Source organism: candidate division WOR-3 bacterium (assembly GCA_016934535.1).
Lineage (GTDB): Bacteria > SDB-A > SDB-A > SDB-A > SDB-A > JAFGIG01.
In genome coordinates, this window is sequence record JAFGSQ010000037.1 from 42361 (window position 1) to 58590 (window position 16230).

General features: G+C 45.8%; 16 protein-coding genes and 1 tRNA gene. 13 read left to right on the forward strand and 4 right to left on the reverse strand.

Annotated features, from left to right (window positions below):
- Positions 1–28: 28 nt before the first annotated feature.
- From recJ to JXL83_06100, 4 genes are read left to right on the forward strand one after another with little or no spacing between them, the layout of a single operon-like run.
- Positions 29–1714 carry a single-stranded-DNA-specific exonuclease RecJ gene (gene recJ / locus JXL83_06085; GenBank protein ID MBN2363682.1) on the forward strand — a complete coding sequence of 562 codons (1686 nt, stop codon included), beginning with the start codon at positions 29–31 and terminating at the stop codon, positions 1712–1714.
- Positions 1711–2355: a polyphenol oxidase family protein gene (locus tag JXL83_06090; protein ID MBN2363683.1), complete on the forward strand. Its 645-nt coding sequence runs from the start codon at positions 1711–1713 to the stop codon at positions 2353–2355. Before recJ ends, JXL83_06090 begins: the two co-directional genes overlap by 4 nt.
- On the forward strand, positions 2352–3629 hold the full coding sequence (locus JXL83_06095; protein MBN2363684.1) for a TonB family protein: 1278 nt from the start codon (positions 2352–2354) through the stop codon (positions 3627–3629). The genes JXL83_06090 and JXL83_06095 overlap by 4 nt, the downstream gene beginning before the upstream one ends.
- Before the next feature lie 39 nt (positions 3630–3668).
- Positions 3669–3854 (forward strand): 4-oxalocrotonate tautomerase family protein, encoded by a 186-nt coding sequence (locus JXL83_06100; protein ID MBN2363685.1) that lies wholly within the window; start codon positions 3669–3671, stop codon positions 3852–3854.
- A gap of 11 nt (positions 3855–3865) precedes the next feature.
- Here JXL83_06100 and JXL83_06105 read toward each other — a convergent pair whose 3' ends face one another.
- The 4 genes from JXL83_06105 to trmFO all read right to left on the reverse strand — a co-directional run bounded on the left by JXL83_06105 (position 3866) and on the right by trmFO (position 8429).
- Entirely contained in the window at positions 3866–5290 is a 1425-nt protein-coding gene (locus JXL83_06105) for a transglutaminase domain-containing protein (protein MBN2363686.1), read from the reverse strand.
- Positions 5287–6561: a serine hydroxymethyltransferase gene (locus tag JXL83_06110; protein ID MBN2363687.1), complete on the reverse strand. Its 1275-nt coding sequence runs from the start codon at positions 6559–6561 to the stop codon at positions 5287–5289. Before JXL83_06110 ends, JXL83_06105 begins: the two co-directional genes overlap by 4 nt.
- A gap of 16 nt (positions 6562–6577) precedes the next feature.
- Entirely contained in the window at positions 6578–7009 is a 432-nt protein-coding gene (gene rpiB / locus JXL83_06115) for a ribose 5-phosphate isomerase B (GenBank protein ID MBN2363688.1), read from the reverse strand.
- Positions 7010–7115: 106 nt separating this feature from the next.
- Positions 7116–8429: a methylenetetrahydrofolate--tRNA-(uracil(54)-C(5))-methyltransferase (FADH(2)-oxidizing) TrmFO gene (trmFO, locus tag JXL83_06120; protein ID MBN2363689.1), complete on the reverse strand. Its 1314-nt coding sequence runs from the start codon at positions 8427–8429 to the stop codon at positions 7116–7118.
- A 291-nt stretch (positions 8430–8720) separates the two neighbouring features.
- Between trmFO and JXL83_06125 the strand changes: the two genes are divergently transcribed.
- The 9 genes from JXL83_06125 (at position 8721) to JXL83_06165 (ending at position 16229) form a co-directional block, all read left to right on the forward strand.
- Positions 8721–9425: a tyrosine-type recombinase/integrase gene (locus tag JXL83_06125; GenBank protein MBN2363690.1), complete on the forward strand. Its 705-nt coding sequence runs from the start codon at positions 8721–8723 to the stop codon at positions 9423–9425.
- Between the two features lies 1 nt (position 9426).
- Positions 9427–10284 carry a rhomboid family intramembrane serine protease gene (locus JXL83_06130; GenBank protein ID MBN2363691.1) on the forward strand — a complete coding sequence of 286 codons (858 nt, stop codon included), beginning with the start codon at positions 9427–9429 and terminating at the stop codon, positions 10282–10284.
- 108 nt (positions 10285–10392) lie between these two features.
- The gene (locus JXL83_06135; GenBank protein MBN2363692.1) at positions 10393–11286 is read left to right on the forward strand and encodes an AAA family ATPase; all 894 of its coding nucleotides are present in this window, start codon (positions 10393–10395) and stop codon (positions 11284–11286) included.
- Between the two features lie 2 nt (positions 11287–11288).
- Positions 11289–12005, forward strand: a complete 717-nt coding sequence (locus tag JXL83_06140) for a DUF3108 domain-containing protein (protein ID MBN2363693.1) — start codon at positions 11289–11291, stop codon at positions 12003–12005.
- Entirely contained in the window at positions 12002–13060 is a 1059-nt protein-coding gene (locus JXL83_06145; protein ID MBN2363694.1) for a mannose-1-phosphate guanylyltransferase, read from the forward strand. The genes JXL83_06140 and JXL83_06145 overlap by 4 nt, the downstream gene beginning before the upstream one ends.
- Positions 13026–13631, forward strand: a complete 606-nt coding sequence (rdgB, locus tag JXL83_06150; GenBank protein MBN2363695.1) for an RdgB/HAM1 family non-canonical purine NTP pyrophosphatase — start codon at positions 13026–13028, stop codon at positions 13629–13631. The genes JXL83_06145 and rdgB overlap by 35 nt, the downstream gene beginning before the upstream one ends.
- Positions 13632–13643: 12 nt before the next feature.
- A tRNA-Pro gene (locus JXL83_06155) sits at positions 13644–13716 on the forward strand.
- 28 nt (positions 13717–13744) lie between these two features.
- Positions 13745–14149, forward strand: a complete 405-nt coding sequence (locus JXL83_06160; GenBank protein MBN2363696.1) for a hypothetical protein — start codon at positions 13745–13747, stop codon at positions 14147–14149.
- A complete protein-coding gene (locus tag JXL83_06165) occupies positions 14124–16229 on the forward strand; it encodes a DUF1926 domain-containing protein (protein MBN2363697.1) in 2106 nt (701 codons plus the stop codon). Before JXL83_06160 ends, JXL83_06165 begins: the two co-directional genes overlap by 26 nt.
- Position 16230 lies beyond the last annotated feature (1 nt).

Genomic DNA, 16230 nt, shown 5'->3' on the forward strand with positions numbered 1-16230 from the left:
TGAAGTTCATATATTGCACTCTTTCCTTATGAAAGGTAAAATCTACAGGTGGATCTTTCCCCCTGACGTCTCCGCCACTCAAGCGACCGGGATATCCAGTAAATTCAATGTTCATTCTGTCGTCGCGAAACTGCTTTTGCAGAAATCACTGAGCGAAGAGGATTTTGACAAATTTCTCAACCCCGATTACAAAAACATTTCTTCGCCTTTTGTTTTCGGCAGTATGGAAAAGGCTGTAGACAGAGTACAAAAAGCAGTTCGAAAAGGCGAGAGGATTATAGTGTACGGAGATTACGACGCCGATGGTGTTTGCGCAACTGCAATGCTGACTAAAGTTTTGAATTCAGCCGGAGCGACCGCTATTCCATTCATACCCAACAGGCTCGAAGAAGGATACGGACTCTGCATTGACAACATAAAAAAAATGGACGAATTTTCGCTCATCATAACTGTTGATAACGGCGTGCGTTCGGTCGCAGAAGTTGAATTCATCAACGGGCAGGGAAAGGAAATTATAATCACCGATCATCATCCTCCTGGGCCAGACCTTCCGCGAGCTCTCGCAATCGTCAATCCTCATCTTGAAAACGAAATTACCCCGTTCGCCGGATGCGGAGTCGCTTTTCAATTGATAAGAGCGCTTGACGAAAAATTGGGTGACGTCGAACCCGAACAATTCCTTGACATCACTGCCATAGGAACTTACGCAGACATCGTTCCGCTTTCGGGAGACAACAGGATTATTGTCAGAGAAGGTTTGAAAAAAATAGCCGGTCAAAACCACGCCGGTATCACCTCGCTTCTGCAAATAGCCGGAAGAAAACCCGAAGAGGCCGACGAGTACGATCTCGGGTTCGTTCTCGGTCCGAGGCTTAATTCAGCAGGAAGGAAAGGAGACGCGAGTGCGGCTCTCGAGATTCTTTCGATTTCAGAAGATTTCAAGGCGGCGTCCATGTTCGCCAGAGAACTCGAATCGTACAACGATTGGCGAAGAAATGAAATGGAAAGGATAGAGAACGAAGCTCAGGAGATGATAACGAAAACGGAATCTCTTCCTCCGGCGATAATTCTCGAAAACAGCAACTGGCACCTCGGCATATTGGGACTCGGAGCTTCGAGACTGAGCGAAAATTTCAACAAACCCGCCATACTGCTGAAAAAAAACGGCGACATTCTCAAAGGTTCCGGAAGGAGCCCAGGCAAACAATTCGACATGATTAAGAACCTCGAGAAATGCTCGGAATTTCTTGAAACTTTCGGGGGGCATTCACAGGCGGTGGGAGTGACAATAAAAAGTGAGAATTTTGAAGTTTTCAGAGAACGCTTCTTTTCTCTGGTTTCAATCCAAAACGACGGATCAACTCCGGAAAAAACAATAGAAGTTTCCGGTGAGCACACACCTGCTTTTGACGATTTTCGCCTCTTTAATGACGTCTCAAGACTTTCTCCTTTCGGTTATTGCAACGATAAACCTTTGTTCCTTGCCAGAGACGTGGCTTTTGCAGATGTTAAAGTTGTAGGCTCAAAGCATCTAAAAATGCTCCTCGTAACAAAAAGAGGCAAAATAGATTCCATAGGATTCGGCCTAGGACACCTGGCGGACGAAGTCAGGGGCAAGTGCGGAGATGTAATATACAGTCTCAGCCTCAACGTTTTTAACGGAAGGAAAAAAATTCAGGCAAACATCAAGGATCTCAGGACAGGGGAAGGATGATAAACGCCGTTGAGATTGCCCGGCTGGATGGAGCTGTCTTCTTCACGGGCACGAGGCATTTTGTTTTTGAAGAAAAAAAGATTTCAAGTATAACCGGAGCCGAAGCTTTCGTTTTCCCTGTAAAACAGGTTCATTCAAACAAGACGGCTGTTTTTCCCGGCGAGAAGCCTCTTGATTGCGACGGTATCATCACTGAACAAAGACGTATCGCGATAGGTGTAAAAACAGCAGACTGTATGCCGGTGTCCCTATATGACCCGGTCAGGCATATCATCGCAATATTTCACTGCGGTTGGAGAGGGCTTCATGACGGCATACTTCAACTCGGACTTCAAAGAATGATTTCTCTGGGCGCTGAACCCGATAAAATGGTCTGTGTCATTCATCCTCACATTTGCTCAAAGTGCTACGAAGTTAAAGAAGACGTGTCCATGCTTTTTCCCGATAGTTCCGTCGTGAAATTAAAAGACGGACAGCGGCTTGACCTGTCCGGGTTTGCCGAAAGCATTTTGAGAGAAAGAGAAATTGAAAAATTCATCGTTTCACGGCTCTGCACGCATCACAATCCAGGGATTTTTCATTCGTACAGAAGAGACAAAGAAAACGCCGGCAGGATATTTTCCTGGAGCATGATTGAATGAAGGGTGAATCCGATGTCTCCAGAGACATCAGCGAATTGTTAATACAACTTGAGAAGCAATCCGGAGCGGATAAGGACGACTATTCCGGAAAAAACAAAATTCAGCCGAAACTTTCCAACGAAGGCGTTTTAAAAAACGAGACCGAGTCCGACGTTAATTTTGTCGCAGAACATGACATTGTCTCAGAGGAGAAAGTTATAGATTCCGATATAAGTTCTGAGATTATTTGCATAGAAGAACTGCTCGAAAAATCTGACATCATTGAAGAAAACGGGCAAAGTGATGTCTTTCTCGAACTTCTCTGCGAAAATTCTGATAAAGAATCCGCCAAGGAAATATCTTTTAATCTGTTTGCCGGAAGACCCCACGACAGAATGATGAAGAGTTTGGCAAAGGAGAAAGAGAACGGAGAAAACTTCAATTCGGTTATTCTGGGCGGCTTTTTATCTTTCTGGATGGTCATGATAATTGTTTTTACTTTTATTCCTAACCCTCCCCTGAACCTGGGGCTCGAGTCTTACTACGAATGGAAAGTCAGAATGGCGGACGATGAGATGTTTGAAAGAATATTCAGAAAGAGAGCTGAAACGAACGGACTTCAAACGCCTTCAAATGTTCACACAGTCTCTTTTGCCGGATCAGGCGCTTCATCGTCAACTTCTGTAAACGGCTTTTCCGTCACACAGCCGCGGGTTCAGAGAGCGCTGAGAGTGATGACCGCCCCGACCGTTTATCAAGGCGGACTGTCTTCCGGAGATGCTACAATTCAGGATCTGCTTGCCGACCCATCGTCGATCTCTCTTACAGGAGGGTCACCTTTATCACATTTGCCCATGGGCGGCGGCATGGTAATGAGGACTGTTGCATCAGACACTCAAGCCCTGAATTTCCAGTCAACAGGAGGTGAATTGACGCACAGCACCAGAATCGAGCTGTCTTATCCTCCTACTCTCACCGGAGATCCCGCGACGATGTCACAGAGGTCCAGTGAATCCATCAGCAGAGTCGTCACAAGGCATTTTTCTGCGGTGAGTCATATTTTCAATTCATCGAGAGAGCTGAATCCGAGCCTCAGCGGAAAGGCGGTGGTATCGATAACGATAGCTTCAAACGGTGAAGTGCTCGAAGCGGCCATAGTTTCTTCAACTCTCGACGACGGCAATTTTGAAAGAAGACTGTTGGAACTTGTCCGTAAATGGAGATTTCAGCCTCTCGAGGATTCTTCACTTGCTCCCGTTGTGGTTTCTGTTCCTTTCAATTTCATAGATTTTTGAAGTCCAAACATTTTTTTGACGCATGGAAGGAGAGACAAAATGCCTTACGTCGAAGTACGGGTGGCCGGAGAGTTAAAAAACGAACAGAAAAAAATGATAGCAAACGGAATAGCAAAGCTTCTCGAAGAAGTTGCGGGTAAACCGCAAAACGCGACCTACGTAGTGTTTGACGAGGTCAAAAGGAGCAATTGGGCGGTGGGTTCAAAACTGCTGTCCGAGTCCTGAAAGGTTTGGATTCAGTAATCCACTTCAAGGACTTTAATGTATAATTTTCCCATTACCGTCATGATTCTCGCCTGTTCCGCGCTGTTACCCCTCGAAATTGTCAGATGAGTAGCGTCGGCTGAATTCTGGCCGAAAGTGGGATCGACGGATATCCAGCCGTCAACGTAGGCTTCGCACCAGGCGTGATAGTAAAATCCGTCGTTGTTGGCGTAAACCACACCGACTGCCAGTCTCGAAGGAATTCCGCTCGCTCTGAGCAAAGCGCAAAGCAGAGTGGAATGCTCGTTGCAGTCGCCCTTCATCGAATTGAGGATGTCTGCGGAAGATGGAACGGTGAAAGTCGGTTCTTTTATCAGATTGCGGAAGACCCACTGATTAAGCGCATAAAGTTTTTCTCTGGGAATCCGTATGCCCGAAGTTATTTCCGAAGCTTTTTCGATTATCTTGGTATCTTTAGACTGTATGAGAGGAGAAGGTTCCAGGTAAACGAGAACAGAATCCGGAACAAAAGAACCTTCGGATAAATCCGTGTTTCTTATAATCTCTACGGTGTCGGCGTTTTGAATTTGATTGAAAGAAGATATATCTGTGGAGAGACCCTCTGCAACTATTAAAAGCCTGGACACGGACGTCGGATTCTCGATGCGCGTGTCAGACCGGACCCTGAACTGTTTGTAAATATCGGGCGAAAGTCCGGCCGATGACATATTCTCGGCGACCTCTTTCGGTTCGGCTATCAGAAGCATCTGAAGGGCTGATATCTCCTGTTTGACGAACATGTTGTTTTCGTCGAGCCACAGTTCGACCGGTATGCCGAGAAGGTCAACCGTGTAATGACGAAGTTCTCCGAAATCGAAAGTCGTATCCAAACCTCTGTTTATTATGTTTATACTGACGACTTCCTGAGTGCTCGGTTCGAATATTTCCATCGTCACAACGCTGTCAGTTCCGAAAAATCTTATGGCTTCAACTATGTTCAAAGGGAGCCTTTCGGACGCGATTTTTCTCGACTCCTCGGAGTTGTCTGTGAAAGATTTAAATGACAAACTGTCATTGCTGTAGATGCCGCTCATAAGAAGATTCTGGTCATGTGATTTGATGTTGTAGAAGAAACTGTCTACAAATCCTTCACTCGATCCGAAGCTGATACCTTTGGTTGATATTTCCATGTTCTTGGATCCGGCAGTAAGCTGCATGAACATGAATTCTTTTTCCGAAATTGTGCCGTCCGGGAGCGTTTCGAGAGAATACACAGAGTACCCGACTTTGTTTCCACCTATGTACAAACCGAGCCATTCGTCGCGTTCAGTGAAAGAAAAATCGAGTGCGTTCGTTATCGCCTCTGCCTGGGGATGTTGTATTTCAGGCTTTTCAGTACAGCCGGTCAAAAAAAACAATATTAAAAACGACAGAGCGAAGATCTTGGCGTTTTTCATCTTTCCAGCCTTTGCTCGTAAAGAGGGAAGGCCGATGTGAGATCGACCACTTCCGATTTGACGCTGGACAAAGCGCTTTCGTCATTGATGGCCGAAACAGCTTTGTCTATGAGAAGAGCTATTTTCTTCATTTCATTTGTTCCCATTCCCCTTGTAGTCACTGAAGGAGTTCCCAATCTCAGGCCGCTGGCGACGAAAGGTTTTTCAGGATCGAAAGGAATTGTGTTCTTGTTTGCAGTTATTCCGGCTTTATCCAGAGCTTCTTCGGCGGCCTTACCGGTAACGCCTTTGGATCGGAGGTCGACGAGCATCAGATGGGTGTCGGTGCCGTTTGTGACAAGCCTGAAGCCTTTTTGCTTCAGCGCTTCCGACAAAGCTTTTGCGTTTTCAACAATTTTGTGCTGATACTGCTTGAATTCGGGTTTCAGTGCTTCTCCGAACGCGACTGCTTTGGCGGCTATGATGTGTTCAAGAGGGCCTCCCTGAATTCCGGGGAAAACCCATCTGTTCACGTCGTTGTAATTGTCTTTTTTGCAGAGAATCAGTCCGCCTCTTGGTCCCCTGAGGGTTTTGTGCGTAGTAGAAGTCACCGCGTCTGCGTGAGGCACCGGAGAATTGTGAATTCCGGCGGCGACGAGTCCGGCTATGTGAGCCATGTCGACGACGAGTTTTGCCCCGACTTCGTCTGCAATTTCTTTGAATTTTGTGAAATCCAGCTCCCGTGGATAGGCGCTCGCTCCCGCGATTATCAGCTTCGGTTTCGATTCAGCGGCGAGTTTTTTCAGCGCTGAAAAGTCAATCTGTTCCGTTTTCGGGTCAACGGCATAATGAACCATGTTGAAGAATATTCCAGAAAAACTGATGGGATGTCCGTGTGTCAAATGTCCGCCGTGAGAAAGATCGAGCCCCATGACTACTGGTTTGGGGGCTCCTTCTGGCCATTCCTCGGGCTTGAGGAGGGCGAAATACGCCGCCATGTTTGCCTGGCTTCCTGAATGCGGCTGGACGTTGGCTCTTTCGGCTCCGAACAGCTCCTTAACTCTGTCCCGAGCTATTTTTTCGGCCACGTCGACAAATTCGCATCCGCCGTAATAGCGTTTTCCGGGGTAACCTTCGGCGTATTTATTTGTCATTACCGAACCCATCGCCTCAAGGACCGCTTCGCTGACAAAGTTCTCCGAAGCTATGAGTTCGAGATTGTCGGCTTGTCTGCGTGTTTCTCCCATGATCGCTTCGTATATTTCCGGATCCGTTATTTTTAAAGCGCTCATTTGTTCCCCCCTGATTTTAGTTATTGTCTATTTGCTGAATTCTTTTTTGGTGCCGGCCGCCTTCGAATTTTTCGTTCAGCCAGGCGTCAACCCAGCTTATCGCGAGGTATTCGGTCGTCAGATCGGAGGCCAGAACGAGAACGTTTGCGTCGTTGTGGCGCCTGCTCGAGAGGATCTGTTCTTTTGACGTGCAAAGAGCCGCCCTGACTCCTTTTATCCTGTTTGCGGCTACGCTCATGCCTATGCCTGATCCGCATACGAGAATGCCGAAATCGGCTTTTTTTTCAGTCACTTTTAGTCCAACGGCTGAAGCGAAAACCGGGTAGTCGGCCGATTCAGGGGAATGAGACCCTTCGTCTGATACTTCGATGTCTTTTTCCGACAGGTAGCGCGTGAGAGTTTTTTTCAAAAGATAGCCTCTGTGATCACTGCCGATGGATATGGTCATGATTCTTCCCCCGGTTGTTGCAAAAATATACAATTAATACATATATCCTGAGCAGGTCAAGTTTTTTGTGGAATCGCCACAGCAGTTATTGTCACAAGGTCATTATCTAAAACAGAATTTCCCGCAGAAAACCGTTCCTCCATTGAATTATCGCTTCCATCGAGCGGGAAGACATGTAAGCCTGCTTTTCTTTTTTGTTTTTAAACCTCATTTCCGGCGCTTCGACGAGGGAATAATTCGCGGCACTGGGCTGAAAGTCACTTTTTTCTTCATGAACGTGCCTGAAAAGTCCTCCCATGAGAGTGTGCTCGGGTGGAGGAACAAATTGTATGTTTTTTATCTTTGCGAGGACGCAGAACGCTGCAAGCATTCCTGATGCGGCGGATTCAGTGTAACCTTCAACCCCGCTCAACTGACCTGCAACAGCAGTCTTCAAGTTTTTAATGAACATGGTGTCTTTTTCTAAAATTTTCGGCGAATTGATGTATGTGTTTCTGTGTGCCTGACCGTATCTTATGAATTTTGCGCCGTTTAGTCCAGGTATGGACAAAAATATCTTTTTTTGTTCAGAATATTTGAGTCTTGTCTGGAAACCGACAATATTCCATCTTTTCATCTCTTTGTTCTCTCTTCTCAGCTGACAGACCGCGAACGGTTCCTTGCCGGTATGGGGATCTTTGAGTCCCCTGGGTTTCATAAGGCCGAATCTCAGCGTGTCGTAACCTCCCGCAGCTATTTCTTCAACGGGCATACATCCCTGGAAGAATACATTTTCGTCGTGATGAGATTCAGCCCTCTGTGCCAGGGCGAGTTCTCTAAGGAATTTTTCATAGGTTTCAGTGTCGAAAGGGCAATTGAGATAATCATCTCCAAAACCGTACCTGCCCGCCATGTAGCAGATATCGAGGTCAATATGTTCCAGTTCCACAATAGGCGACATCGCATCGGTGAAATAAAGAAAATCGTGTCCCGTCACATTCTTTATCCAACTGCATATATTTTCGGACGACAGGGGACCAGTGGCGATTATCCAGAGCCCTTCTGACGGCGACTTCACTTCTTCTCTGATGATTTTTATGTTGACGTTTTTTTCGATCGTTTCGTGAACTAGACGTGAAAAACCGTTTCTATCTACAGTGAGCGCTTTCCCGCCGGGAACGGATGTTTTTTCGGCGCAGTCGATGACGAGAGAACCCAGAGACTTCATTTCGCTTTTAAGCAAACCGTGCGCGTTTGTCAGTTCGGTGCTTTTGAAAGAATTTGAACAGACGAGTTCGGCCAGGCAATCTGTTCTGTGTGCCCCCGTTTTCACCAGTGGTCTGGCTTCGTAAATATTGACTTTAATGCCGGAATTCGTTAAGAGCTGTGCGGCCTCACAGCCGGCAAGGCCGCCCCCGGCGATGTTTACAGTTTCAGACATGTGCCTTCTGACGGAGTTAAGTTATATTTATATGGTTAAAGATTCATCCATAAAGTATAATTCTATGAATAAAAAATCTTAAGTAAAGTAATATATGAGATGAATGAATACGAATCTGAAATCAACGACTACCTGAAGAAACTTTCTGTACTGAAGGATTCTTCGGAAAAAACACTCAGGGCTTACAGATCCGACCTGCTCGCTTTTTTCTCGTTTGTCGGGACTTTTGCGGATATAGCCGGAATTGAGGACGTCACAACTGAACACGTCAGAGGGTATGTAGTCAAGTTAATGAAAGAAAATTGCAAAAAGACGACAATTGCGAGAAAGATTTCGGTAATAAAGAACTTTTTCAGGAGCAGTATGAAAGAAGCAAGTCCCGCTGAAAAAATAACACCCATGAAAAAAGACAGGTACCTGCCTTCTTACGTGACTGAAAAGGACATGGCTTCTCTTTTGAACAAAAAATCTCAGTCCGCGCCGAAAAATTTCAGGGACGAGGTGATAATAGATCTGCTATACAGCACAGGCATAAGATCCGAAGAACTCGCCCGCATTGACATAGGGGACGTAAATCTCGCTGAAAGAGAGATACGTGTTCTCGGCAAGAGAAACAAGACGAGAATCGCCCCTTTTCCCGAAGCTCTCTTGAAACGGCTGGCGGACTACATCCATGAAAGAAAAAATGAAAAGTCGAAAGACGGTTCCAATGCGCTTTTTTTGGGAAAACGGGGAGCGAGAATAAACACAAGAGAAATCAGAAGAATAGTGCACAGGGCGATTACCCCATTTATAACTGCTGAAAGGATGGGCGCTCACGTGCTCAGGCATTCTTTTGCGACTCACCTTCTCGACAACGGAGCTGACCTGAGGTTTGTTCAGGAACTTCTGGGTCATGCGAGCCCGACGACTACTCAGATTTACACGCACGTGTCTCTGAAAAGACTGAAAGACATTTACAAAACCGCCCATCCCCGGTCGGGGAAAAAGGACTGACATGAAGATAGAGTTCAGACCGAATGAACAGAGAAAAGTTGTCGTGTCGTCAGGCTCCGGAATAGCGGTTAAAGTATTTATCATCGCCTGTGTGAGCGTTTTTATAGTTCAGTTCTTTTCCGGTCCCGAAGTTGGCATGAACATTCTCGCGCAAAAGTTAGGACTGGTCCCGCTCAGGGTGTGGAAGAATTTTGAACTTTGGAGGCTGGTGACCTACGTGTTCCTTCACGGCGGTTTTTTTCACCTGTTTCTCAACCTGTTCGTATTCTGGATGTTCGGATCCGAACTCGAAACGCATTGGGGCAGCGGAGAATTCCTGAAATACATTACTATTGGCGGAATAGGCGCCGGGTTGCTTCAGGTAGTCGTAAGTCACAATTCACTAATACCGGTCGTCGGGGCTTCAGGAGTCGTTTTTGCGCTCCTTCTGGCGTACGGTTTGGAATTTCCGGACAGGAAAATTTATCTTTATTTTCTTTTTCCTGTCAAAGCGAGATATCTCGTCATGATACTGGGTGCCGTCGAGATTCTGATGATTATTTCCGACAGATCGTCCAACATAGCTCATCTGGCTCATCTCGGAGGCATGGTTTTCGGTTTTATTTATCTCAGGTTTTTAAAAAAAACGAAGATTTCGAGCAGAAATTCGCAGTTCAACATTCCTTACAGAGCCTTAAGTGAAGATGACAAAACGCTGAAAACAGGAAATTTGATCAGATTTTACGACGACGAGACTATAAAAAGAGAACTCGACAGGATTCTGACCAAGATTAAGTACCAGGGTAAAGAATCCATCACCGTCGAAGAGATGATGATTCTCAAGGAAGCCGGCAGGCGTTTCAGCAGAAATTTCAACTGAACAGTCAAGGGAGGATAAATCAGCGACATTGAAACCTTGAAAGAACTTTCCGAAACTTTTTCGGAGCTTAAAAGAAAACTTAACCAAGTCGTAATAGGCCAGGAGAGGATGACGGATGTAATAATCTATTCTCTTCTCTGCGGCGCTCACAGTCTGATAATCGGCGTACCCGGTCTCGGCAAAACCCTTACGGTACAGACAGTGGCGTCTCTTCTTGACCTCGATTTCAGGAGAATTCAGTTTACTCCGGACCTAATGCCATCGGACATCACGGGATCTGATGTTCTCGAAGAAGACGCACTGACCGGAAAAAGGGAGTTCAGATTCATAAAAGGCCCTTTGTTCGCCAACATTATTCTCGCTGACGAGATAAACAGAACTCCTCCGAAAACGCAGGCGGCTCTGCTCGAAGCCATGCAGGAGAGGCAGGTCACCGCTTCAGGCAAAACATACGCTCTGCCTTCGCCTTTTTTCGTTCTGGCCACTCAAAATCCAATCGAACAGGAAGGGACTTACCCTCTACCCGAAGCCGAACTCGACAGATTCATGTTCAGCTATACAATGGATTATCCATCGGCCCAGGACGAAGCGAAGATAACGCTTGATACCACATCCGAAAGGGACGTCACCTTCTCTCCTGTTCTTGGTAAGCAAAAAATGGAAAAATTCAAAAAGCTTGTCGAGAAAATCCCCGTTTCTCAGAGTTTGGTGAACAAAGCGGTTGAAATCTCGAGAGCGACCAGACCGTCGAAGTCTTCACCGAAATGGGCTTCAAAATACATACTTTGGGGAGCGGGGACGAGGGCTTGCCAGAATCTGATTTTCGGTGCCAAAGCAAAAGCCGCAAGCGAAAACAGAAGCACACCGAATGAAGACGATTTGTTCTTTTTTATTGATTACGTTTTAAAACACAGACTGGTCCTGAGTTTTACCGCAGAAGCCGAGCAGGTAAACCATCAGGACATTTTGGAAATGCTCAAGAAAGAAATAAACCGGAGGTAACAGTGAAAAAATTCCTTTTGATAGCGATTATGCTTTGTTCAGTTCTTTTATCCGCCGAAGTTCCCTGGTCGGTGGGGGAGAACCTGAGATTTTCAGTACAATACGGAGCCATTACAGCGGGGGAAGCGGTCATGGTAGTTCAGAGCTACGAAACCGTGTCGGGAAGACAGACATATAAAATTGTCAGTTACCTGAGAACGAACGACTATTTTTCCAAAATATTCAGGATAGACGACACTTATCAGAGTTTCATGGACATTGAACTTCTGTCTTCGAGGAAATTTGTAAAGCACATCGAAGAAGGATCATACAGGGCTGAAAGAGAGATAATTTTTATTCCGGAATTGAACGTCGCGCTGTATGACGAAGAAAAATTTCCAATTGAAGATAACACGCAGGACCTCCTGTCCTGCATATATTACGCCAGAACGCTTCCTCTCGAAGTTGGCGAGAAATATCCCATAAACATTCATGATTCAAAAAAGAATTATTCCGGATACATAGACGTCCTCCGTTCCGAAACAGTCAGCACTCCTCTTGGGGAGTTTGAGTGCGTTGTAGCAAGAGCCACGGTAGAAGGGGCCACTATTTTTGCCAGCAGAGACGGTCTTGAAGTCTGGTACACTAACGACAACTGGCACATACCGGTTCTCGTCAGCCTTAAAATAATGGTAGGTTCGATTCAAATGGTTTTGGTCGACGCGGACATGGGAAATTGAACTCCCCTGTCAAACTCACTTCAGTAATAATTGCTGGAGGCAAAGGCGAACGGTTCTGGCCTCTGAGCACCTCCGAAAGGCCGAAGCAGTTCATAACCCTTTGGAACGCCGACAAAAAGAGCATGCTTGATGTGACTTATGAAAGGCTGGAAACTCTTTCGCCTGGCGACACCTGGATACTTACAACATCGTCGCTGAAAGAGCCTCTCAAAAAAGCAGGGTACGGGGAAAACAGGATCATTTTTGAACCGGAGGGAAAGAACACTGCCATGGCTGTCGCTTTTGCCTGCGTGATGTTCGAAAAAGCGACCATCGGCGTTTTTCCCGCGGACCATGTAATAGAAGGCGAAATTAAATTCCAAAAATGCGTGGAACAGGCCTGCGAACTGGCAGAAAAAGGCGACATCGTCATTTTCGGAATTGAACCGGACAGAGCGGACACGGGATACGGATACATAGAAATCGGAAAAAAAACAGGTGATAATTCGCACGAAGTTTCTCAGTTCAGGGAGAAACCGGACCTCGCGACGGCGAAGTCTTATTTAGAGAAAGGCAATTACCTCTGGAACGGAGGGATGTTCGTATTCAGAACCGACGTAATGCTTGAAGCATTCAGGAAACACGCTCCACATTTCGATGAATCCATATCTTTGCTAAAAAATTACGCGAAGACAAAAGACGGAATTTTCCTCGAAAGAGCTTATGCGGCAGCGCAATCACAACCGATAGACATAGCAATAATAGAAAAAACCCGAAACGTCAAATGTGTTTCGTGCGATTTTTTCTGGGACGACGTAGGATCCTGGCTCGCGCTCAGAAGACTGAGAAAACCCGACGCAGACGGCAATGTTGTGATTGGAAACGTGTCAGTTGAAAACGTGAAAAATTCCATACTTCTTTCGGAAGATTCTCTGCTGGCAATGGGATTGTCTGAAGCAGTAATCGTTCAGGGGAAACACGGCACACTGATTTCCAGCGTCGAAGAAATCGGTTCTTTAAAAAAAGCTATAGGACGTCTTAGTGAAAATTCTGCTGGCGACAAACAACAGGGATAAGCGAAGAGAAATTTCTGACGTACTCTCCTCGGACCGGATTGAACTCGTCTTTCCCGAATCTTTGCCTGAAACGCCGCCATTTGTCGTCGAGGATGGATTTTCTTACGAAGAGAATTCGCTTAAGAAAGCCCGCGCCTTTTCGCTTTGGGCTGGAATGAGCGCCCTGGCGGACGACACCGGACTCGAAATTTCCGCTCTTTCCGGTGAACCGGGAATTTATTCGGCAAGATACGCCGGCGAAAAAGCTTCCTACGAGGACAACGTCAGGTTGCTTCTTGAAAACCTCAAAGACCAAAGCGACAGAAGAGCAAAATTCGTTTGTGTGATATGTTTATACACTTTTTTAAAAGAAAGTTTTTTCTTCAGGGGCGAAATCGAAGGCTTTATATCGTTTTTTCCCTCGGGAAATAAAGGATTCGGGTACGATCCCGTGTTTGTACCAAATGGACACGGCGTGAGTTTCGCTGAAATGCCTGAGGAATTAAAAAACAAGATCAGCCACAGGGCAAAAGCTCTTGAAGCGTTTTCTCGGTGGCTGAAATCCGTTGACCTTCGGATTTTGGGCGTTTAAAATGCTTTTATTCGGGGTGTGGCGCAGTTGGAAGCGCACCTGCTTTGGGAGCAGGGGGTCGTTGGTTCAAATCCAATCACCCCGATAAAACAAATTAAACCTGAAGGCGGAACTTGAAAAAAAAAGTAATAATTACTCTTTTTTTCCTTGCCGTTTTCATATCCGGTTTTGTATTGGGTCTGGCACAACCGCCGTGGGTCAGAATGAACGAAAATCACCCCGGACATCTGGAATCACTCCATGAGTTTCCCGACACTTCAAACCTGATTTTGTCGGAACATGAAGACAGTTCAAATGACGTCGAATCGGCAGCCGTCCTGACTGTATTGCCCGAAACTTTACAAACTTCAGGGATAATTTCCGCTGAAACTGTTCATACAGACCCGCCAGGCGAATCAGACACTGCCGTAGATAATACTGAAGTCATTTTTCCGGTTGAAACACAGCCTGAGACGACTGCGGTTCTGACTGATACCTTCACAGCGCCGATAATTGACGACACTCTTGAAAGGTTTTGAAGCTTTGCCAAAAAATTATTTCATTCTCGGACTTCACTGCCATCAGCCCGTTGGAAATTTCGGGTTCGTTTTCGAAGAGAATTTTAAAATGGCCTACGAACCCTTCATAGAAATGATGAAAAAATTCGACAGAATAAAAGTCGCGTTGCATTATTCCGGTCCTCTTCTCGAATGGGCCGAAGAAAACAATCCGGAGTTTTTAAATAACCTCGCATCTTTCTCCTCCCAGGAAAGAATCGAAATTATTTCGGGGGGATTTTACGAGCCCATACTTCCCGCCATACCCAGATGGGACGCGCTGGGACAGATAAAATACATGAACGGGTGGATATTTGAAAGATTTGGCGTTAAACCGAAAGGATTATGGCTCGCTGAAAGAGCGTGGGAGCCGCATCTACCTTCCTTGCTCTACGACGCCGGAATGAATTTCACATTTCTCGACGATTTTCATTTTTTCGGAGCCGGTGTCGCTGAAGACAGACTTGGCGGATATCACGTCAGTGAAGATCAGAATAAAAAAATAAACGTCTTCCCGATTTCGAAAGACCTGAGATACGCCATTCCGTTTCACCAGGTCGAAGAGGCCGTAAGACTTGTAAAATCGGCGCCGAAAAATCTCAATGGAGATTCTCTTGCCGTTTTGTTCGACGACGGGGAAAAATTCGGAACGTGGCCCGGAACTTTTCAACACGTATATACAGGAAGCTGGCTTGAAAACTTTTTCAGAGCCATTTCTGAAGATCCCGAAATTGAGATGATACTGCCTTCGCAAGCGGTGGCGAAACTTTCTCCGGCAGGATTGACCTATTTTCCGGCTTGTTCATATTTTGAACTGACTCAGTGGTGCCTGCCCACCGAAGCGAGGATTGATATTGAAACTTTTTCTGAGAATGTGAAAAAAAACGGAAATAACGAGAAATACGAAGGATTTTTAAGAGGCGGATTTTGGAGAAATTACCTGTCGAAGTATCCGGAATCCAATCAGCTGAACAAGAGAGTCGCGTTGATTTCCGAATCATCGCTCGACGATGACTGCCGGCCAGACGAAAAAAGGAAATGTATTTGGAGAGCACAGTGCAATTGCGGATATTGGCACGGTATATTCGGAGGGATATACCTGCCGCACCTCAGAGAAAGCCTCTACAAAAATCTTCTGTCGGCCGAGAAAATTCATTTTGCGGAAACAAAAGAAGGATCGGACTGGTCTAAATTATCAGCCGTAGATATCAACTCCGACGGCAGGGATGAATTGCTTTATCACGATTCGAAAATCACGGCCGTGATAGATCCTTTCAAAGGAGGAATGATAACAGAGCTCAGCGACAGGGACGTCATGTTCAATTTTGCCAACTGTCTTACACGAAAAGAGGAAGCTTATCACAGACACATGAAGACCTTGCCGGAAGATAACGACAGTGGAGTTGCGACCATACACGACAAATATCTTTACAGGGACCGGGATGCCGCACAATTCCTCTATTTTGACACCGATTCGCAGGGGATTTTTTTCGATCTTGTCTCTCTCGGCAAAGAGAACGAAGACCCGTTCAGAGATGGAGTGATTTTTGACAGCAGAAAATCCTTCAGAGATTGCTCGACTAAAAAAGAAGGTGATAACTGGATATTCGATTTCGAAAAAGATATGACCGAAAAATTTTCTATTAAAAATACAAAAATTTTGACGGCAAATTCAAAGAGAATCATGTCCTTTTATTCACTCGAAAACCTTTCGGATGCCTGTCTTTATTTCAGGTGTTATATTTGCCTTCTCGTGCCCGAAGCCTTCAGCGAGAAGAGGCGTTTCTCTTTCGGTAACGGCGAAAAATCAGCCTTTCCCGGAGACAGAACCGAATTCAATGGAAATGCTTTGAAATTTACCGATGAAGTGGTTGGATCAGTATTGACGATGTCTTCCTCCGTATCAGCAGATTGGCTTTTAACGCCTGCTTATTCTGTTAATCTCAGCGAAAGCGGATTTGAAAAGAACATGCAGTCGGTCATAATATCAGCCGGACGCTGGTTTTGCGAAGACAGAAAAGAAGAAATGACGGTTGAAATAAATATTAACAACTGGAGGTAAT